We start from the raw sequence: 19,129 nt of genomic DNA, 5'->3' as shown, positions 1-19,129 counted from the left end.
CGGATGGGGAAACACCAGGCGCGCGGGCATACGGGGGCGCGGTGCCCGCGGGCGGCTCCGCTCCGGCGCTCCCCGCGCAGAGCGATCACGGTCTACGCCGCGTCCGCCTCCGTCGCGAACGGGTCCGTCGTGGGCGCGGCGGGAGCCTCGACTCCCGTGTCCTCGCCGGGCCGGATCCCCGTCACGCGGAGCGAGTGCACGTGCAGCCGGGCGTCGGCCGACCCCTCGGCCACGCGGATCACGCCGGGTCCACGGCGCATGTCCACGTCGACGACGAGCGTCCGCCGGGTCGTGCCCGCGGCGAGCGGCGGGTAGCGCACGGTGCGGGTCTGCGCGCGGTCGAGGGCGAAGCCGAGCGCGAGCGGGGTGGATCCGCAGTGGTCGTAGGTGACGGCGACCGCGTGGGGCCCGGCGTGCTCGGCGACGACCGCGAAGTCGAGGTAGCTGCGGCTGCCGGGATCGGCGTCCGTGGGCGGCGGCGGCGCGCTGGCGTGGACGCGCGACGCGGTGGTGGCGGGGTAGCAGCGGACGTGGGGGATGGCGTGCCTCCGGGCGGTGCACATCGGTGTGGCGGGACGCGGCGTCGGGACCGGCCGGGAAGCCATGCCCGGTCCTGCGCGGCGGCGCGTCGCGCCGGGATCGGCGGGGCGCGTGCATCGAGACCAGCTCGCGCACATGACGGGGGACGTTGGGCGGCGCGTCGTTCGGCTCTGGCGATGCAGGGCGACTGCCTCACCCTACGGCGTCCGTGCATCCGCCGTGCCGGCAGCGCCCCCGTCTCGTGCGGCACCGCGCGTCGGCGTCCCCCGCACGGCGGACGCGCGCGCGGGGCCGTCGTCCGTAGCGTGGAGGGGACGACGGGAGACGCACGATGCAGAGCAGGTGGGCGGCCATGATCCTCGGCGACCGGGAGGATCCGCGCGCCCGGCTGCGCGCGGTCTTCGGCGGGCCCACCGCCACGAGCGGGCAGCCGCCGACCGCGGCGCTGGAGTGGGCGGAGCGGACGCTCGCGCGGGCCGATCCCGCGCGGGAGGCCGAGCCCGTCGCGGCGACGCGGCTGCTGCGCCGGGCCGAGCCGCGGCTCACGCTGCGGTCCGCCGCGTTCCTCGCCGAGCACGCCGTCGCCCGGCGCCGCGCCGCGTGACGGCCCGCGGATCCCTCCACCACGTGGAGCTGCAGGTGCGCGACCTCGACGCGGCGCTCGCGTCCTGGGGCTGGATCCTCGGCGAGCTCGGCTACGCGGAGGAAGCCCGCTGGGCCGACGGCCGGAGCCTCCGCCTCGGCGACGCCTACCTCGTGATCGCCCGGGCGCCGCGCGACGCCCCGCACGACCGGCGCGCGGCGGGCCTCAGCCACCTCGCGTTCCACGCGGGATCCGCGGCCGACGTTGAGCGCCTCTGGGCCGCGGCGCCCGACCACGGCTGGGCGCGCCTGTACGAGGACCGCCACCCGTTCGCCGGCGGTCCCGACCACCGCGCCGCGTTCCTCGAGGACGGCGAGCGGTTCAAGGTCGAGCTCGTCGCGGACTCCTAGACGCGCGGCCGCCGACGCCCGTCGGCCCGCGCCTGCGCCTGCGACTCGAGTCGCAACGCAGGTGCCGACTCCCGCGCCCTGTGCGGGAGCGGCCCAGCCGGGAGCGTTGCAGGCATGGACACGACACCCCGCTCCACCCCCGCCGCCCCGAACCGCGGCCGCCGCCCACGGCGTCTCGCCGCGACCGTCGGCGCGCTCGCCCTGGCCCTCGCCCTCCCGCTCGCCGCGGGCGCCGCCACCGCCGCGACCCCCGCGGATCCGCCGCCCCCTGCCCCGCCGCAGCACCAGCAGGGCGGCCACGACCTCACGAAGGACGACCTCGACGCCTGGCTCGACGGCGTCGTCGGCTCCGCCCTGCCGACCACCGGCATCCCCGGCGCCGCCGTGTCGGTCGTCGCCGACGGCCAGGTGCTCACCTCCCGCGGCTACGGCCTCGCCGACACCGGCACCGAGGGCAGCCCCGCCCGCCCGGTGGATCCCGACGACACGCTCTTCCGCGTCGGCTCCGTCTCGAAGGTGGTCTCCGCCACGGCCGTCATGCAGCTCGTGGAGGAGGGCCGCCTCGACCTCGACGCCGACGTGCAGCGGTACCTCGACTTCGACCTCGCCACCCCGAAGGGCGCCGTCACGCTGCGGCACCTGCTCACCCACACGTCCGGGTTCGAGGAGGTCATCACGGGCCTCATCGGCGTGCCCGGCAGCGAGCGCGACCTCGGCGACGTGATGCGCACGGATCCGCCGGAGCAGGTCTTCGTCCCCGGCACCACCCCCGCGTACTCGAACTACGGCGCGAGCCTCGCAGGCTACGTCGCCGAGCGCGTCGCCGGGACGCCGTTCGTCGACCTCGTGCAGCAGGAGGTGCTCGACCGCGCGGGGATGACCTCGTCCTCCTTCGCGCAGCCGCTCCCCGCCGACCTCGACGCGCGCCTCGCGAAGGGCTACCCCGACGACTCGCAGCCCGCGTATCCGACGGAGGTCGTGAACGCGGCCCCGGCCGGCGCGCTCTCGGCCACCGCGACCGACATGGCCCGCTTCATGCTCGGCCACCTCGGCGACCTGCCCGCCGACCAGGCGCTCCTGGATCCCGCCACCCTCGACGACATGCACCGCCCGGCCCTGGGCGCCGACCAGCTCGGCACCCTCGCCGCCGGCCAGCGCATGGACCTCGCCTTCTTCGACGACAGCGAGCCCGGCGTCCCGGCCTTCGGCCACGACGGCGACACGAACGTCTTCCACACGGCCATGCGCATGTTCCCGGACAGCGACGCCGGCATCTTCGTCACCTTCAACGGCAACGGCCGCGACGCCGTCGACACCCTGGAGCTCCGCACGACCGTGCTGCAGGGGTTCGCCGACCGCTACCTGCGCGCGGACGCCGGCATGGCCGGATCCACCGCCGCGCCCACGGGCGACCCGGAAGCCGCTGCCGCGCTCGCCGGCACCTGGCTCTCCTCCCGCTCCCCGTTCTCCAACCCCGGCGCGCTGCTCAACCTCAGCGGCCAGACCTCGATCGTGCCGCGCGCCGACGGCACCATCGCCGTCACCCCCAAGCCGCTCGGCGTCACGACGGGCGTCTACGAGAAGGCGGGCGACGACCTGTGGCGCGAGGTCGGCGGCGACGCCGTGCTCGCCACCCGCGCCTCCGCCGACGGCGGACCGGTCGACGCGATCTCCTGGGGCGGGTCCTTCACGATGCTCCGGGCGGAGCCGTGGCAGGTCGCGTCCACGGTCATGCCGCTGCTGCTCGCCTCCGTGGCCGTGCTCCTCGTCTCGGTCGTCGTGTGGCCGGCCACGGCGATCGCCGGCCTCGGCCGACGTCGCGCCGCCCGCGCCGACGCCGCCGTCCCCGCCGCATCGCGACCGCGCCGCAGCCGCGCGCACCTGCTCTCCCGCATCGGCCAGGCCGTGACCCTCGTGGCGCTCCTCGGCTGGTCGGCCGCGGCCGTGCAGGCGCTCTCGTTCGTCGACGTCCCCGCCGGCGCGCTCCGCACCCTGCAGGGGCTGCAGCTCCTCGGCGCCCTCGCGGCGATCCCCGCCGCGCTCGCCGTCTGGCAGGCGATCCGCACCCGCCGCGGCGCGTGGATCGTCGCCGGGCGGATCCTCGTCCTCCTCGCGCTGGTCGCCGTCGCCGCCTTCGCGGTCGGCTTCCGGCTGCTCGCGCCGAGCGTGAGCTACTGATGCGCGCCGACGCGGGCGACGGCTCGGGCGACGGCGGCGGCCGGCCCGCCTGCCATGCTCGGAGCGTGACCCCTCCCGCGCCCGACGCCGCCGTGGCGACCGCCCGCGTCGCCGTCCGTCCGCGCGGGGCGCTCGCCGAGGGGATCCGCGCCGCCCTCGGCCGCGTCGGGATCCGCACGGACGCGGCCCGGGACGCGGCCGCCGCCGCGGCCTGGGCGGTCCTCACGGTGCTGCTCCTCGGCGTGCTCGCCGCCCTCGTCTGGGCGGACGGCACCTCGCGCAGCATGTCCCCGGCGCAGGGCGCGACCATCGCGATCCTCGCGGTCGCGCAGTGCGCGCCCCTCGCGTTCCGCCGCCGGCACCCGCGGTCGACGCTCCTGGCGGTGTCGCTCCTCCAGGGCGCGCTCGTCGCAGTGCTCCCGCCGCACTTCGGGTTCTGGGCCGCGGCGCCCGTCGTCGCGGCCTACACGGTCGGGGCGCTCCTGCCGCCGGCGTCCGCGGTGCGCGTCGTGGCCGCGGCCATCGGCCTCGAGGCCGTCGGGGCGTACCTGGCGGCCACCGGCCAGGTCCGCGGGCTGCTCGTGCCCACGGCCGTGGACGTGCGGCTCAGCGTCGACACGGTCATCGCGGCCGCGTCGATCCTCGTCAGCGGCCTGCTCATCGCCGCCGCGAGCGCGGCCGTCGGATCCTGGGTCGCGCTCCGCCGCCGCCACGACCGCGACGTGCTCGCGCGGGCCGCCGAGAGCCTCGAGCACCAGGCCGCCCTCAGCCGGGCCGCGGTCGCCGCCGAGCGCACCCGCATGGCCCGCGAGCTCCACGACGTGGCGGCGCACCACCTGACGGCGCTCGTCGTGCAGGCCGGCGCCGCCGAGCGCCTGGTCGACCTGGACCCGGAGCGCGCCAAGGACTCCCTCCGCGGGATCCGGCTCCAGGGCCGCGAGACGCTCGACGCGCTGCGCTCCATCGTCGGGATCCTCCGCCAGGGCTCCGACGGCGAGGGCGGCGAGGCGGGCACCGCCCCCGTGCCCGGCCTCGCCGACCTGCCGGAGCTCGTCGCGGCCGCTCGCACGGCGGGCACCGAGGTCGAGGAGTGCCCGACCGGTGCCGCGCCCGCCCTCGCGCCGCTCGCCGACGTCACCGCGTACCGGACCGTGCAGGAGTCGCTCGCCAACGCCCGGCGGCACGCCCCCGGATCCGCCGTGACGCTCACGACGGAGGCCGGCCCCGCGCGCATCGCCATCACGATCGAGAACGCGCTGCCCGCCGCCGCCCCCGCGACCGCGCCGGGCTACGGCCTCGTCGGGATGCGCGAGCGGGCTGCGCTCGTCGGCGGACGCCTGGAGGCCGGCCCCACCGGATCCGGCACCTGGCGCGTGCGCCTCGAGCTGCCGGTGGAGCCCGTTCCGGCGGCGAGGGCCGACGCGTGATCCGCGTGGTGCTGGTCGACGACCAGTCCATCGTCCGCGCCGGCTTCCGCGTCGTGCTGGAGACGGCCGGCGGGATCGAGGTGGTCGGCGAGGCCGCGGGCGGCCGCGAGGCCGTGGAGACCGTGCGCCGCCTCGCGCCCGACGTCGTGGTGATGGACGTGCGCATGCCCGGCGGCGACGGCATCGAGGCGACCCGCGCGATCACCGGAGCGGACGCGGACGCCGCCGGCGGCACGCACGGCGACGGCCAGGGTCCCGCCGTCCTCGTCGCCACCACGTTCGACCTCGACGAGTACGTCTTCGGCGCGCTCGAGGCCGGAGCCCGCGGCTTCGTGCTCAAGGACGCGGAGCCCGAGGAGTTCATCCAGGCAGTCCGGGCGCTCGCCGAGGGCCGCGCCGCGCTCGACGGCGTCACCACCCGCCGCGTGATGGCCGAGTTCACCCGCCGCCGCGCCGCGTCCGCCGTGCACCCCGGCACCGAGGTACTCACGCCCCGCGAGCAGGACATCGTGCGGCTCCTCGGCGACGGCCTCTCCAACGACGAGATCGGCGGCCGGCTCGTGATCGAGACGAGCACCGTGAAGTCCCACCTCACCCGGATCATGACGAAGCTCGGCACCCGCGACCGCCTGCAGACCGTCGTGTGGGGCTACCGCTCGGGCCTGCTGCCCTGACCGCCGGCGGGCCGACGGGCGTGCCGTCGGGCGGGTCGCCGGACGGGCCGCCGCGACGCGCCCGGGCGGCGCGCGGAGGCCGGACGCGCGTCCCGCCGCGTTCGCCCGGGATCCACCGTCCGTGCCGCGAACGTCCACCGCGGGCGGCGCGCGCTCTCAGGCCCGTCGTGGTCTGATGGATCCATGGAACCCATCTACACCGCTATCGCGCACGCCTCCGGCGGAGGACGCGACGGACACGTCCGCAGCGAGGACGACCGCATCGACTTCGACACCCGTCCCCCCAAGGAGATGGGCGGCTCGGGCGAGGGCACGAACCCCGAGCAGCTCTTCGCCGCCGGGTACAGCGCCTGCTTCCTCGGCGCCACCCACCTCGTCGGCAAGAACGCCGGCGTCGACACGAAGGACGCGGGCGTCTCCGCCAGCGTCTCCATCGGCGACAACGGCCAGGGCGGCTTCGGCCTCGCGGTCGAGCTCGACGTCTACCTCCCGAACGTGGCGCCCGAGCGCCGCCAGGAGATCGCGGACGCGGCCCACCAGGTCTGCCCGTACTCCAACGCCACGCGCGGCAACATCGACGTGAAGGTCACCATCGTCGACTGATCCACCCGTGCGATCCGAGGCGGGCGTCCCCAGCGGGGACGCCCGCCTCCGTCGTCCCAGCCGCGGATGGGTAGGGTCATCGCATGCCTGAGAACACCGGCCCCGCTGGGGCGCCCCTCGACGACGACGCCCGTGCCGCCCTCGAGGAGCTGGGGGACATCCGCGGGAGCATCGACAACATCGACGCCGCCCTCGTGCACCTGCTCGCGGAGCGCTTCAAGTTCACGCAGTCGGTCGGCCGGCTGAAGGCCGCGCACGGGCTGCCCGCCGCGGATCCCGAGCGCGAGCGCCGCCAGATCCTCCGCCTCCGGGCGCTGGCCGAGGAGTCGCGGCTCGACCCGGCCTTCGCGGAGAAGTTCCTGAACTTCATCGTCGCCGAGGTCATCCACCACCACACGCGCATCGCCGAGGAGGAGGGCACCGCCACCCCCGCGGCCACCTCCGCCGTCGCCCCCGAGGACGGCGGCCCGACGGCCTGACGCCGCCCGCGCGGCTCGACGCGTCGGGCCGCGCGGGCGTCAGCCCTCCGGGTACGTCTCCCGCAGCACGCGCTCCAGCAGCTCGGCGACCGCGCCCGGGCCCGAGGCCGGCGCGACCGCCTCGACGCCGGCGTTGTAGTTCGTGTTCGTGTTCACGTCGTAGGTCACGAGCCGGCCGTCGGCGGTCTCGATGAACTCGATGCCGGCCACCTCGATCCCGAGCCCCGCGAGGAACGCGACGTAGCGCCGGACGAGCGGGTGCTCCGCGGTGATGTCCTCCCGCAGCGAGAAGATCGTGTCGCCCGGCTGCTGCGCGATGGTCGCCCCGGGCGGCATCACGAGCGCGCCCGTCGTCGGGTCGATCGCGCACGCGTCCGCGGGGCACAGCTGGTAGCCGCCGCGCGCGGTGTCGGCCTGGATCGCGTAGACGAACTCGCCGCCGACGATCTCCACCCGCGTCACCCGCGGCGTCGCTGCCTCGAGGAACTCCTGCAGCAGCGTGATCCCGTCCTGCGGCTCCTCGAAGTCCGGCCCCTCCACGTAGGCGGCCAGCTCCTCGACGCTGTCGAACCTCCGGACCCCGAGGCCCTTGCCGCCCTGGTTGTGCTTGGTGATGAACGGCGTCGGCAGGCCGCGCGCCGCCTCGACGATGCGGTGGCTGCCGATCACGGCGCGCGTCCCCGGCACCTCGATGCCGGCGGCGCGGAGGGCCGTGAGCTGGTCGACCTTGCTCACCTCGAGCTCGATCGTGCGGCGCCCGTTGACCGTCCGGCGGCCGTGCGCCTCCAGCCAGCTCATGAGACCGCGCGTGTAGTCCTTCGACAGCGCGTGGTCGCGCGTGTGCGCCGACGCGCTGATCCGCGACCAGAAGATCCCCTCGGGCGGCGCCTCGTCGATCTCGAGCACGCCGTCGGTGAGGAGCCACTCCTCGTAGGGGACCCCGCGCGCGTCGAGCGCGGCGGCGAACGGGCCGAACCACTCGGGGTTCTCGTGGATGGCGTAGACCTTCGGTGCGGTGCTCATCCCCCCAGGCTACGAGGCCCGACGGGCGACGCCGGCCGCGTGACGGCGGGCGTCGGCCGAGGCGGCGTCAGCCGACCCGTCGGCGTCAGCTCAGGCGCACGAGCGCCTGCACCGGCAGGTGGTCGCTCATCATGCGGCCGCGCCAGGCGAAGTCGTTGACCGCGGCGGCGCGCACGTCCACGCGGTCGCTCACGAGGATCCAGTCGATGCGCGGGCCGTCGACGACCGGCGGCCGGTAGTCGGGGAAGGTGCCGAACGCGGGCGTCGCCTGGCGGGCGGTGTCGAGCCAGGAGTCGCGGAGGCCGGCCCGGCGGGTCAGCACGTCGTAGGGGAACGAGTCGACGGGCGCGTTGAAGTCGCCCATGAGCACGAGCGGCATCCCGGCGAAGCGCGTGCGCACGAGCTCGGCGATGGCCTCGGCGGCGCGGTCGCGGGCCTCGGCGACGTCGTGGTCGAGGTGCGTGTCGAGCACGACGAGCGGGTGGCCGGTGGCCTCGTCCTGGAAGCGGGCCCAGGTGAGGATCCGCGGCATGGGGTTGCCCCACGTCATGCTGCCGATCACGTCGGGGGTGTCCGAGAGCCACATCACGTCGTGCTCGAGGAGCGTCAGGCGGGACGCCTGGTAGAAGATCGCGCCGTGCTCGCCGTGGCTGCCGCCCTCGCGGCCCTGCCCGACCATGCGGTACGACGGCGGCAGCGCCTTCTCGATGGCCTGGATCTGCGGCCACAGCGCCTCCTGCACGCCGAGCACCGTGGGCCGCTCCTGCTGCAGGAAGCGCGTGAGCACCTCCTGGCGCTCGGGCCAGTGGTCGGCCTCGCCCTCGCGGGTGCCGTGCCAGGGCATGCGCACGTTGAGCGAGATCAGGTGGATGTCGTCGCCGGTCGTCGGGCCGATCGCGAGGGTCATGCCCCCATTCGACCACGTGCAGCCGCTCGCGTGGCCGCGCGGCGACGATCGGGTGGGGAGCGGGCGTCAGCAGCCGGGCGTGACGAGCGCCTTCACGAAGGCGCCGGTCTGGTACGTGTACTGCGACACCCACTGGCGGAAGCTGAAGTCCACCGGGTCCTCGACCACCATGAGGTCGCCCGTGAAGCAGCGCGAGAAGATCAGCTGGGTGCGGGTGACGTGCGGGGTCCACGTGATGACGATGGCGCTCGTCCAGCCGTTCTCCTCGGACTTCTCGCGGAGGTAGCGGGCCTCGCCCTGCGTGGTGAAGGGCGACGGGGTGTCGCACGTGACGGCGTAGGGGTACTCGCCGTTGCAGGCCGCGAGCTCGTCGGCGGACTGCGGGCCGGTGGCGGGCACCGAGAACACGACCGTGTCGGAGTAGCCCTCCTCCACCAGCTTCGCCGCGAGGTCGCGACGCGTGGGGTTGGGCGGGCCGATGACGTAGATGACGTCGGCCTTGTCCGGCTGGCTCGCCGGCGGGAAGACGAACAGCGGGATGCCGGCCAGGAGCCAGGCGAGCAGCAGCACGAGGAGCGCGAGGAGGGTGCGGACGATCCAGCGCCGGGCGCGGTGCGCTCGGCGGGGTGGGGCGGTGGTGCTGGGTGTCAACGTGTGCTCTCGGCCTGGAGGATCCGCGGGGGCGGCGTGCGGGCGTGCGGGGGCGGGTGCGTCCCCCGGCGGCTCGTCGAGCCTATGGGGACGCGTGACGGTCGCGAAGCCCCCATCCGGGGCGGGCGGCGCGGCGGCGTCGTGGCGCGGGCGGCGGATCAGCCACCCGTGGAGCAGGGGACCTGCGTGATGTCGGACTCGAGCGGGCGCACGAGGGGCGTGTGGCGCACCTCGAGCGGTCCGGCGTCGTCGGACGCCGGCATGGTGAACGTGACGTCGACGGTCTTGGTGTCCTGCGGCGCGAGCTCGGTGCGGATGCGGATCATGCCGCGCCCCATGTCGGTGCCGCGGGCCTCCTCGGTGGTGAGGTCGGCGTCCGTCTTCCAGCCCGTGACGGTGGATCCGACGGGCCCGTACACGAGCAGGTCGTCGAACTGGCGGCCCTTGGCCTGGCCGTCGAGGCCCGTCACGTAGCGCGGCAGGCTCGTCGCGGCGTCGAGCGGCGCGATGCTCGTCATGTCGACCGACACCGTGTACGTGGTGGTGTCGCCGCAGGTCTCCGCCTGGATCCGGGACCCGGAGCGCAGGTAGTAGCTCATCTTGGATCCCGAGCCGATGTCGTTGAAGTACAGGCCGATCGCCGTCTGCTCGGTGTTGTCGTCCGGCAGCGCGCCGCTCAGCGGCCCGCCCTCGATGAGGGTCTGCTCCTCCGGCACCGTGCTCCACAGGAGGAGGCGCCGCTCGTCGATGGCCCGGTCGATCGCGGTGACCAGAGGCACGACGGGCGGGGTGTCGGTGACGAGCTTGGCGAAGATCGTGCTCGCCGCGCTCGCGAAGTAGCGGTCCTGCGCGAGGTAGTCGGGGTACTGGCTGTAGACGGCGCCGAGGAGCGTGGGCACCGCGTTCTGCGCGTCCAGCACGTCGCCCGTCGCCAGCGTGATCGGCCCGGTCGCCTCCAGCAGGTAGCTGAGCGCGATCGGGTCGAACGACAGCACGCCGTCGACCCGGTCGCCGATGTTGGCCTCCCAGTACGACTTCGCGAGCGCGCCGGACGTGGGGAAGTCGGGGAACATCGTGATGTTCTGCTCGAACCGGTCCGAGCGCGGCTCGATGAGGCGCACGGTCTCGTCCGGCACGTCACCCTGGCGCACGTTCCGGGGGAAGTCGTTGCTCGACGCCTGCTTCGCGATGCGCACGCTGCCGTCCTCGACGGTCAGCAGCACGAGCGCGGCCGGGTTGCCGCCGGTGGAGCGCACCTCCGCGTTGTTCTGGAACATGAGCAGGTAGTTGCGGGCGCCGTCGGCGCCGAGGAGGTCGGGCAGGATCCCCGTGACCTCGCGGAACGTGCTCGCCGTCGCCTCGGTGCTCGTGAGCGTGTCGTCCATGAGGTCGACGTCGTCGGCCACCTGCGCCCAGAGGTCGTCGCGGTCGACGGTGTCGAGCTCGGCGCGGGCGCCGGCGAGGCCGTCGCTCGCGGTGTCGACCGTCTGGCCGAGGGAGCGGATCCCGTCGAGGTCGATGCGGCCGAGCACGGGCGTGAACGCCGAGAGCGAGACCTCGGTGGCGGGCGTGACGACGTCGGTGGCGAGGCGGTCGCTCGTCGCGGCGAGCACGCGGGCGGCGTGGATGTTCGGGCCGACGAAGGGGACCCACTCGTACGCGCCGAGCACGCCGTCGTCCGCGGCCCGGGCGGCCTTCGCGGTGTGGTCGCGGAGCTCGGAGGCGCCGGACTTCGCGGTGTCGATGTCGCCCGCGAGGAGCGCCGTCTGCACCTGGTCGGAGAGCGGGAGCGCCTCGCGGAGCTCGCTCTGCACCGTGTCGACGCGGGGGAGGATCAGCGCGGCCGAGACCGCGGTGCCGATCACCAGGACGCCGAGGACTCCCACCGGGATCCAGAGGCGCTTGCGCTTCCACACCGGCCGTCGGGTGCGGGAGGCGTCGCGGTCCGCGCGCGCGGCGCGGCGGCTGCGGCCCCGGTCGGCGCCATCCGCGTCACCGCGACCGTCGGCCGGGGGCAGGATGCCGTCGATGCCCGTCACCGGTCGCGGCTCCGGTCGACGACCGGTCGTCCGGCCGGGAAGGCCCGGCCGTTGCCGATCGCCGGGCGCGCCGGCTCGGGGGCGGATCCGCCGACCGCGCCGAGGCCGGCGACACCGGCCCCGATGAGCGCCTGCTCGCGCACGGCCGCGGGCGCGGTCTCGTCGGGCAGCGGCACGGGCGCGCTGACGGGCCCGGTGACCTGCTTGCGGGTGGAGGAGAACCAGAAGAACAGCACGAGGATCACGAGCGACGCGATGCTGGTCGACATGCCCTGGTACGCGTCGCCGCGGATCAGGGAGAAGAGGTAGGGGGTGACGACGACCGCGATGGCGGCGCCGAGGAGCCCGCGGCGGCGCATGCGGGCGCGGATGAAGAGGCCGGCCACGAGCCCGAGGAGCGCGCCGACGGCGACGACCCCGGGGATGCCGAAGTTCGAGAACGCCTCGCCGATGGCCGACAGGCTCGTCTCGACGCGGTTGACGCCGTAGAACCGGGGCACGTAGGTGGACGTGAACCACGTGTTGCCGCCACCGAAGGGCTTGTCCTCCCACAGCCCGCGCGGGACGAACCAGGCCGGCACCGCGGCGTACGTGGCACCCCACTGGTAGACGAAGTCGGGCAGCGACGCGACCTCGTTGAGGCGGATGAGCACGTCGAACGGCCGTGTCTCGATGCCGCTGGTGAGGCGGTCGAGGAGCACGCCGATCGGGTCCTGCGTGAGGCGGTCGAGCGAGCGGCCGTTGTCGAACGTGGACTCGCGGATGACGATCGAGTAGACCATCGCGACCACGGCCGTGACGCCGCCGATGAGGGCGATGGTGCGGAAGCGGAACGGCTTCGGGCCGATCTGCTTGAGGATCAGGAACGGCAGGAACACGCCGATGATGAGCGGGCCGCGGCCGCCGGCGGACCCGGCGCACACCACGAGCACCAGCACGGCGACCAGGTTGACCCAGTTCCAGCCCTCGAGGCCCTTCTGGCGGCGCGCGAGCACGTTGTAGACGATCGCGATCTGCACGGGGATGTACGACAGGCCGATGAACGACTTGCCGGAGAGGAAGTCGCTCCGGTTGGCGAGGCCCGTCGTGTACGCCTGGATTCCGCCGGAGGAGAGCACCAGGTACACGAGGAGGCCGAGGGCCACGACCGAGGAGATGACCACGAGCGCCTGCGACACCGACGTGTTGAAGACGCGCTGCCAGCGCACCTGCGTGTCGGGGTCGACGAAGGCGGGGCCGCCCGCGAGGGCGTTGTCCTCCAGGGCCTTCGCGTCCTCGCCGCCGCGGGCGATGCGGCGGGCCTCGCGGGCCACCTGGTAGTAGTACACGACGAAGAACGCGGAGAAGAAGATCAGCGCCTCGATGAGCGCGGAGCTCGCCGCGAGCTGCAGCGTGGGGGAGAAGAAGCGCGTGTCGGCGATGGCGCCGGGGCTCGTCTCCATGCTGTTGGCGACCGTGAGGGGGCGCAGCACGAACAGGAGGAGGCCCGTGAAGGCGACGATGCCGCCGGGGGTGATCGGATCCCCGTTGGAGACCGTCTCCTTCACGAGCACGCCGACCAGCAGGATCGCGAGCACCGCGATCATGAACGGGTAGGAGAGCTCGTTGCCGAGCAGGGCCACGCCGCCGAGCGCGGCGAGGACGGTGAGGACCACGGCGGCCGCGAAGACCGCCGGGGTCGCTAGGCGGTACGTCGGACCCATGAAGTCATCTCCTCGAAAGCCGCGTCCAGGCGGGCGGTGGCGGCGGCGAGAGCCGCCGCGGTGGTGCGAGCGGCCTCTGCGTCGGCCGTCCCGGCGATGGCGGTGCGGACCGCCCGGTCGAACGACGGCTCCGTGCGCGTGCCGAACTCGGTCGTGAACGCCCCGACCTTGGTGGCGCCGCCGACGGCGACCACGGGCGTCGTGAGCATCGTACCGAGGTACATGGCGTGCATGCGAGAGGCGACGACGACCTCGCGGTCGGAAATGAGCTCCGCGGCGCGGCGCCAGCCGTGGTCGCCGGGCTCGGTCGTGAGCCTGGCGCGCACCTCGGGCGGCAGCGCGCCGGCGTCCGAGTCGTCGCCCTGGTCCATCGACACGAAGACGACCTCGCCGAAGCGCTCCTCGAGCGCCGCGACATGGGCGGGGGTGACCTCGGGGGAGTGCTTCGCGTTGAGGGCGACCACGGCACCGCGGCGGCGGTCGGCGGGCGCGGCCATCGCGGCGAGCTCGGGGGCGGCGAAGAGGCTGACGTCGGCGGCGACCTCGACCGGGAGCTTCGAGTACCCGGCGGCGCGGCCGGCGGAGTCGGGGTCCCGGGTCCAGACGCGGGCGCCGTCGAGACCCGCGCGGAGGGCGAGGCGCGCGCGGCGGCGGCTGACGGGATCCGCGCCCACGCCGAACACGGCGAGCGGCGTGCGGCTGGTGCGCGCGATGAGCCCGGTGACGGCCATGAGGCGGGGGAGGCCCGCGAAGGGGCGCGACGGCTGGTCGTCCGCGAGGAGCGTGCCGCCGCCAACGACGACCGCGTCGACCTGGCGCACGACGTCGGCGAGCGCGCGGACGCCGGAGACGCGCACGCGCTCCTCGGTGGAGTCGAGGCGCCGGTTCTGCCCGAAGTCGGCGATCACGGTCTCGTGGCCGGCCCGACGGAGGCGCTCGGACAGCGCGTCGGTGAGGAAGGCGTCGCCGAGGTTCTGCGGGTGGCCGGACGCGAGGGTGCGGTCGGCGGAGACGATGAGGGTCCTCATGCGTCCTCCTTCCTGCGGTTGCGGATGAGGAGCGCGGCGATGGCGGCGCTCAGGACGAGCTCGGCGACGAGCGTGACGCCGGCGAGGAGGGCGGGGCCGGCCGTGAGCGCGGCGACGAGCGTGAGGACCACGGCGACGACGCCCGTGACGATGGTCGCGGTGAGCCGCACGCGGACGAGGCCGGAGCCCATCGCGTACGCCATGAGCGCGTAGTTGCCGAACTTGGGGGCGACCGAGAGGAGGATCACGAGGAACACGACCTGGTCGAACGCGTCGCCGCCGAACAGCTGGGCGACGGGCTCGCGGATGAGCGCCAGGATCCCGGCGAGGACGAGGCCGCCGAGCGCGAACCGCCACCAGTACGCGCGCGCGGGGCGTCCGGCGGCGCGGATCCGCGGGATCAGCTGCTGCGAGAGCGTCGCGGGCAGGACCTCGAGCGGCTGCACGATCCGGTAGGCGAGCGCGAGCGGCACGACGGCGTCGGCGCCGAGGATCGCCGTGCCGAGCACGAGCGGCGCCTGCGAGTAGAGCGCGCTGAGGGATCCGGAGAGGCCGAACTCGAGGATCTGCGGGAACACGCGCACGGGCTCGTCGCTCGTGGTCGGCAGGCCGCGGCGGACGGCGATCCACGTGCCCGCGGTGACGACGAGCGACACCAGCGGGAACGCGAGCAGCACGAGGATCTCGGGCACGAGGAAGGCGATGAGGAGCGGCACCGCCTTCAGCACCACGAGCGCGAGGTCGGGGAACGCGTAGGAGGCGTCGCGGCGGCCGACGAGCAGGGGCGCCCGGATCGTGCGGGTGAGCGAGTCGAGCACCTGGCTGACGCCGAGCGCGACGAGCAGCAGCACGGCCTCGCCGGGGATCGAGGACGAGGCCGCGACGGCGATGACGATCGCGACGGCGGCGCCGAGCGAGCCGAGCCCGGCGTGGAACGCGACGGCGCGGGCGTGCACGCTCCGGGTGAGGCGCGTGCGCGGCAGCGAGAGCAGGAAGTTCGCGGCGCCCGAGTCGGTGATGATCGCGAACGAGCTGAGCAGCGCGAACCCCGTGATGAGGGCGCTCTGGGCCGAGCCCTCCGACAGGTTCGTGAGGACCACGAGCAGCACGAGCTGGAGCACGCGCGTGAGCCCTGCGGCCCCCGTGGGGAGCAGCAGCGCGAGACGACGGATCATCGCGTCCCGATGCTCTGGTAGGCGTCGTGGACGGTCTGCGCGGAGGTGCGCCAGTCGAAGCGGCGGGTGACGGCCAGTCGGATGCGGGCGGCCTCCTCCTCGTCGAGCGGGGCGGCAGCCGCGAGCCGGGCGAGCGCCGCGGTGATTGCGGACGTGTCGGCGGGGGAGAAGTAGTCGGCGTCGTCCCCGCAGATCCAGTGGAAGACGGGGATGTCGGAGACGGCCAGGCGCGCGCCGGCGACCATCGCCTCGACGAGCGGCAGGCCGAAGCCCTCCGCGAGGCTCGGGAAGACCACGCCGCGCGAGGCCGCGTAGAGCACCGCGAGCTCGTCGTCGGTCACGTAGCCGGCCAGCTTGATGTCGTCCGACTCGGCCATGTCGACGTCGCCGAAGACGGCGCTCTTCGCGCCCACGAGCACGAGGGGGGCCGCGGCGCGCGTCTCCGCGGGCAGCTCGAGGTAGGCCTCGGTGAGGCGCTTCAGGTTCTTGCGCGGATCCATGCTGCCGACCGCGAGCAGGTACCCGCCGTCGGTCACGCCGAACCGCTCGAGCACGCGGGCGCGCTCCTCGGCGTCGCGCGGCTCGCCGAACACGGGGCTCGGCGCGTTGGGCGCGACCACGACGGGCGCGCTGGACAGGCCGAGCTCGCGCACCTGCTCGGCGACGGGCTCGCTCACGGTGACGATGACGCGCGCGTCGCGCAGGTTCGCGCGCAGCAGCGGCACGTGGGTCACGACGTACTCGCGGCTGTACCACTCGGGGTTCGTGAGCACGAAGAGGTCGTGCACGACCACGATGTGGCGGCGGTGGACGAGCGGCGCGCGGCTCGTGAGGGAGAGCAGCACGTCCTGGCGCGTGATCCACGGCAGGGTCGTCTGCACCCAGAGCCAGCTGCGCGCGCCGGACGACGCGATGCCGTCGGACGGCGTGGCGCGCGTCACGCCCCGCTTGCCCTCCAGGGCGCGGGCGATCTCCGTCGCGTAGCGCTGCTGGCCGGTGACCCGCTGCCCCGCGTAGGCCTCGTTGACGACGAGCCGGCGCATCACGCGGCCGCCCCGTCGAGCCGGGCGCCGTCGTGGCGGACCCAGGTGGCGATGCGGCGCTCGAACACGTCGGCGTCGAAGTCGGCGGAGCGGCGGACGCTCGCGGCGGGATCGAGCGCGGCGGCGCGTGCCACGGCGTCGGCGAGGCCGGCGCCCTCCCAGTCGTGCACGTGCACGCCCGTGACGCCGTCGACGACGCTCTCGGTCGCGCCGCCCACGTCGCTCACGAGCACGCGGGCGCCCGCGGCCATCGCCTCGACGGGCATGATCCCGAAGTCCTCGACCGCGGGGAACACGTACGCGAGCGAGCGCTGGTACAGCGTATAGAGCAGGGCGTCCGAGGGGCGCGGCACGACCGTGACGGGCACGCGCGCGGCGGCGGCCTGCGCCGCGAGCTCGTCGGCGAGCGGGCCGGATCCGGCGAGCACGACGGGCACGCCGGCCGCCTCGCCCGCGCGGATCACGAGGTCGAGGCGCTTGTACGGCACGAAGCGGCTGGCGCCGAGGAGGAACGACTCGGGCAGCGACGCGGCGAGCGCGGCGTCGGATCCCGTGAGCTCGCCCTCCCAGGACGCGGTGCCGCGGATCGCGGTCGCGTCGACGGGCGGGTGGATGACGCGCGCGTCGACGTCCCACGCCTTCCGGATGCGGGCCTGCACGAACGCGCTGTTCGCGGCGAACTCGGCGTGCGACGCCTGCGCGCGGCGCCGGTCGAGCGCGCGGAGCGGGGGAGCGGCGGCCTTCACGAGCGGGTTGGCGCCGCGCTGGTCGAGGTCGGGGGTCCAGAGGTAGCGCGCGGGGCTGTGCACGTAGACGTGCTGGCGGGTCGCGCGGTCGCCCTGGCCGATGTGGTGCGCGAACAGGTGCGAGCTCGAGAGCGTCCACTCGTACGCGTCGAGGTCGAGCGAGCTCCAGGTGAGCGGCATGAACGGCAGCGCGAGCGGCTTCCTCCGGCGCAGCGGCGTGCGCGCCAGCCAGCTCTCCCGGACCGGGCGGTCGCCGAAGCGGCCCGGGTCGTCGTTCCAGAGCGTGAAGAGGTCGGCGTCGGGGAAGGCGTGCGCGAACGCGTCGAACACCTTCTCGGATCCCCCGGACTTCTCGATCCACTCCTGGACCAGCAGCCCGCCCATCAGACGGCCCCGTCCGCGCCGAAGACGGCCTTGAACGTGCGGGCGAGGATGATGATGTCGCCCGTGAGCGACCAGTTCTCCACGTAGTAGAGGTCGAGGCGGATGGCGTCCTCCCACGAGAGCGAGGAGCGGCCGGAGACCTGCCAGAGGCCGGACATTCCGGGCTTGATGAGGAGGCGCCGGCGGGCGGCGCTGTCGTAGAGCGCGACCTCGCCCTCGCGCTGCGGGCGCGGGCCGATCAGGCTCATGGATCCGAGGAACACGTTGAGGAACTGCGGCAGCTCGTCGAGCGAGTAGCGGCGCAGGACGCCGCCGACCCTCGTGATGCGCGGGTCGTCCGTCACCTTGAACAGCGGGGTGTCGGCCGTGCCCTGCTGCTCCAGCAGCGCGAACAGCTCGGCGTCGGCGTTCATGCGCATGGAGCGGAACTTGAGCATGTGGAACGGCTCGCCGTTCAGGCCGATGCGCTCCTGCTTGTAGAAGACGTCGCCCGAGCTCGTGGCCTTGATGAGGATCGCGAGGATGAGGAACACGGGGCTCAGCACGATGAGCGTGATGCCGGAGACGACGATGTCGAAGAGGCGCTTGGAGAGGAGCTTCCGTCCCTCGAAGCGCGGCGTCTCGACGTGGATGAGCGGCAGGCCGGCGACGGGGCGCGTGTGGATGCGGGGGCCGCCGATGTCGGTGAGGCCGGGGGCCATGACGAGGTGGTGGCGGCCGGGCTCGAGCGACCAGCTGAGCTCGCGGATCCGCTCGGGCGGCAGCTCGTCGCTCGACGTGAGGACGAGCGTGTCGGCGCCGAGGCGCTCCAGCTCCACGAGCGCGTCGTCGGCGTTCCCGACCACGGGCACGTCGAGACCCGGGAGGCGGGAGGGCCGCGCGTCGCCCGTGAGGCACGCGCCCACCACGCGGTAGCCGGCCTTGGGGGCGCGGGCGAGGGTGGTGGCGGTGTGGGTGGTGCTCTCCAGGGATCCGACCAGCAGGATCAGCGAGGAGAACTCGCCGCGGCGGCGCTGGGCCGACAGCCACACGCGCCAGAGCGTGCGCGAGAGCAGCAGCAGCACGAGGCCGAGCGATGATGTAGCCGCGCGCCAGGTCGATCTTCACGAGGAACGCGACGATGGCGATGATGCCGAAGAGGCGCAGCGTCGCGTCGGCGACCTGCTTGTACTCCGCCGTCCCGGTGCCGACGATGCGGTAGTCGCGCGTGCTGTAGACGGTGAGCACGAACAGCCACGCGAGGATCAGCACGACGGAGACCATCGTGTAGGTCACGGCCACGCCGCGCGCGTTGCCGCCGAGGTCGACCGTGCCGGCCGTCGTGCCGAACCACAGGAACTGCACGCCGAAGGTCGTGAGGATGATGACGATCGCGTCGCTCAGCGCCAGGCGCCGGGCGTAGACGACCCGCCAGCGTGACCCCTCCTGGGCCTCGTCCGTGCGTCGTGTCTGTTGCGTGTCCACTGGTCCCCCGGGGCAGGCGGCTCCGTTCGGGAGCCGGTGGTGTCTGATGGAGCTGCGTGCGCTCGTGTGCGG

At 74.4% G+C, this 19,129-nt stretch carries 19 protein-coding genes; 8 read left to right on the top strand and 11 right to left on the bottom strand.

All coding sequences use genetic code 11. The annotated features are described in order from the left end of the window. Positions 1-92 precede the first annotated feature (92 nt). Complete coding sequence (locus FGI33_RS09930; RefSeq protein WP_237581808.1) at positions 93-605, bottom strand: hypothetical protein; 513 nt, start codon at positions 603-605, stop codon at positions 93-95. Positions 606-871: 266 nt separating this feature from the next. On the opposite strand from FGI33_RS09930, the gene FGI33_RS09925 reads away from it, so the two are divergent. The 7 genes from FGI33_RS09925 to FGI33_RS09895 all read left to right on the top strand — a co-directional run bounded on the left by FGI33_RS09925 (position 872) and on the right by FGI33_RS09895 (position 6,894). Beyond that, a complete protein-coding gene (locus FGI33_RS09925) occupies positions 872-1,144 on the top strand; it encodes a hypothetical protein (RefSeq protein WP_204587003.1) in 273 nt (90 codons plus the stop codon). Continuing rightward, positions 1,141-1,533 carry a VOC family protein gene (locus FGI33_RS09920; protein WP_119435773.1) on the top strand — a complete coding sequence of 131 codons (393 nt, stop codon included), beginning with the start codon at positions 1,141-1,143 and terminating at the stop codon, positions 1,531-1,533. The genes FGI33_RS09925 and FGI33_RS09920 overlap by 4 nt, the downstream gene beginning before the upstream one ends. Positions 1,534-1,647: 114 nt before the next feature. Beyond that, positions 1,648-3,711 carry a serine hydrolase domain-containing protein gene (locus FGI33_RS09915; RefSeq protein WP_237581806.1) on the top strand — a complete coding sequence of 688 codons (2,064 nt, stop codon included), beginning with the start codon at positions 1,648-1,650 and terminating at the stop codon, positions 3,709-3,711. Between the two features lie 65 nt (positions 3,712-3,776). Next, entirely contained in the window at positions 3,777-5,138 is a 1,362-nt protein-coding gene (locus FGI33_RS09910) for a sensor histidine kinase (RefSeq protein WP_237581805.1), read from the top strand. After that, complete coding sequence (locus FGI33_RS09905; RefSeq protein ID WP_119435469.1) at positions 5,135-5,812, top strand: response regulator transcription factor; 678 nt, start codon at positions 5,135-5,137, stop codon at positions 5,810-5,812. Before FGI33_RS09910 ends, FGI33_RS09905 begins: the two co-directional genes overlap by 4 nt. Positions 5,813-5,995: 183 nt before the next feature. Continuing rightward, a complete protein-coding gene (locus tag FGI33_RS09900; RefSeq protein ID WP_011931929.1) occupies positions 5,996-6,415 on the top strand; it encodes an organic hydroperoxide resistance protein in 420 nt (139 codons plus the stop codon). 83 nt (positions 6,416-6,498) lie between these two features. Then, entirely contained in the window at positions 6,499-6,894 is a 396-nt protein-coding gene (locus FGI33_RS09895; protein ID WP_119402427.1) for a chorismate mutase, read from the top strand. Positions 6,895-6,933: 39 nt separating this feature from the next. On the opposite strand, the gene FGI33_RS09890 is transcribed toward FGI33_RS09895, so the two are convergent. The 10 genes from FGI33_RS09890 to FGI33_RS09845 form a co-directional block, all read right to left on the bottom strand. Then, a complete protein-coding gene (locus FGI33_RS09890; RefSeq protein ID WP_119434995.1) occupies positions 6,934-7,917 on the bottom strand; it encodes an ATP-grasp domain-containing protein in 984 nt (327 codons plus the stop codon). Positions 7,918-8,002: 85 nt separating this feature from the next. Continuing rightward, the gene (locus FGI33_RS09885; protein WP_119402425.1) at positions 8,003-8,824 is read right to left on the bottom strand and encodes an endonuclease/exonuclease/phosphatase family protein; all 822 of its coding nucleotides are present in this window, start codon (positions 8,822-8,824) and stop codon (positions 8,003-8,005) included. Between the two features lie 66 nt (positions 8,825-8,890). Beyond that, entirely contained in the window at positions 8,891-9,475 is a 585-nt protein-coding gene (locus FGI33_RS09880) for a YdcF family protein (protein WP_119434996.1), read from the bottom strand. Between the two features lie 158 nt (positions 9,476-9,633). Continuing rightward, positions 9,634-11,514 (bottom strand): DUF4012 domain-containing protein, encoded by a 1,881-nt coding sequence (locus tag FGI33_RS09875; protein ID WP_237581803.1) that lies wholly within the window; start codon positions 11,512-11,514, stop codon positions 9,634-9,636. After that, a complete protein-coding gene (locus FGI33_RS09870) occupies positions 11,511-13,217 on the bottom strand; it encodes an O-antigen polymerase (protein ID WP_237581801.1) in 1,707 nt (568 codons plus the stop codon). Before FGI33_RS09870 ends, FGI33_RS09875 begins: the two co-directional genes overlap by 4 nt. Beyond that, positions 13,196-14,245: a polysaccharide pyruvyl transferase family protein gene (locus tag FGI33_RS09865; RefSeq protein ID WP_237581799.1), complete on the bottom strand. Its 1,050-nt coding sequence runs from the start codon at positions 14,243-14,245 to the stop codon at positions 13,196-13,198. Before FGI33_RS09865 ends, FGI33_RS09870 begins: the two co-directional genes overlap by 22 nt. After that, complete coding sequence (locus tag FGI33_RS09860; RefSeq protein WP_119435374.1) at positions 14,242-15,420, bottom strand: polysaccharide transporter; 1,179 nt, start codon at positions 15,418-15,420, stop codon at positions 14,242-14,244. Before FGI33_RS09860 ends, FGI33_RS09865 begins: the two co-directional genes overlap by 4 nt. Beyond that, complete coding sequence (locus FGI33_RS09855; protein WP_237582472.1) at positions 15,417-16,463, bottom strand: glycosyltransferase family 4 protein; 1,047 nt, start codon at positions 16,461-16,463, stop codon at positions 15,417-15,419. The genes FGI33_RS09860 and FGI33_RS09855 overlap by 4 nt, the downstream gene beginning before the upstream one ends. Beyond that, positions 16,463-17,593 (bottom strand): glycosyltransferase, encoded by a 1,131-nt coding sequence (locus FGI33_RS09850; protein WP_204586985.1) that lies wholly within the window; start codon positions 17,591-17,593, stop codon positions 16,463-16,465. Before FGI33_RS09850 ends, FGI33_RS09855 begins: the two co-directional genes overlap by 1 nt. Continuing rightward, positions 17,593-18,657: a sugar transferase gene (locus FGI33_RS09845; RefSeq protein ID WP_237581797.1), complete on the bottom strand. Its 1,065-nt coding sequence runs from the start codon at positions 18,655-18,657 to the stop codon at positions 17,593-17,595. Before FGI33_RS09845 ends, FGI33_RS09850 begins: the two co-directional genes overlap by 1 nt. Between FGI33_RS09845 and FGI33_RS15530 the strand changes: the two genes are divergently transcribed. Then, positions 18,635-19,012 (top strand): hypothetical protein, encoded by a 378-nt coding sequence (locus FGI33_RS15530; RefSeq protein WP_237581795.1) that lies wholly within the window; start codon positions 18,635-18,637, stop codon positions 19,010-19,012. The genes FGI33_RS09845 and FGI33_RS15530 overlap by 23 nt on opposite strands. Positions 19,013-19,129: the final 117 nt, after the last annotated feature.

The organism is Clavibacter phaseoli, from assembly GCF_021922925.1.
Lineage (GTDB): Bacteria > Actinomycetota > Actinomycetes > Actinomycetales > Microbacteriaceae > Clavibacter > Clavibacter phaseoli.
The sequence above is the reverse complement of the archived record's forward strand: the minus strand, read 5'-3'. Positions and strand labels throughout refer to the sequence as shown.

Coding starts and splice junctions, on each gene's coding strand:
- FGI33_RS09860 (WP_119435374.1), bottom strand. CDS start 15,420: ATGATCCGTCGTCTCGCGCTGCTGCTCCCCACGGGGGCCGCAGGGCTC.
- FGI33_RS09925 (WP_204587003.1), top strand. CDS start 872: ATGCAGAGCAGGTGGGCGGCCATGATCCTCGGCGACCGGGAGGATCCG.
- FGI33_RS09850 (WP_204586985.1), bottom strand. CDS start 17,593: ATGGGCGGGCTGCTGGTCCAGGAGTGGATCGAGAAGTCCGGGGGATCC.
- FGI33_RS09865 (WP_237581799.1), bottom strand. CDS start 14,245: ATGAGGACCCTCATCGTCTCCGCCGACCGCACCCTCGCGTCCGGCCAC.
- FGI33_RS09930 (WP_237581808.1), bottom strand. CDS start 605: ATGGCTTCCCGGCCGGTCCCGACGCCGCGTCCCGCCACACCGATGTGC.
- FGI33_RS09895 (WP_119402427.1), top strand. CDS start 6,499: ATGCCTGAGAACACCGGCCCCGCTGGGGCGCCCCTCGACGACGACGCC.
- FGI33_RS09890 (WP_119434995.1), bottom strand. CDS start 7,917: ATGAGCACCGCACCGAAGGTCTACGCCATCCACGAGAACCCCGAGTGG.
- FGI33_RS09900 (WP_011931929.1), top strand. CDS start 5,996: ATGGAACCCATCTACACCGCTATCGCGCACGCCTCCGGCGGAGGACGC.
- FGI33_RS09885 (WP_119402425.1), bottom strand. CDS start 8,824: ATGACCCTCGCGATCGGCCCGACGACCGGCGACGACATCCACCTGATC.
- FGI33_RS09915 (WP_237581806.1), top strand. CDS start 1,648: ATGGACACGACACCCCGCTCCACCCCCGCCGCCCCGAACCGCGGCCGC.
- FGI33_RS09870 (WP_237581801.1), bottom strand. CDS start 13,217: ATGGGTCCGACGTACCGCCTAGCGACCCCGGCGGTCTTCGCGGCCGCC.
- FGI33_RS09855 (WP_237582472.1), bottom strand. CDS start 16,463: ATGCGCCGGCTCGTCGTCAACGAGGCCTACGCGGGGCAGCGGGTCACC.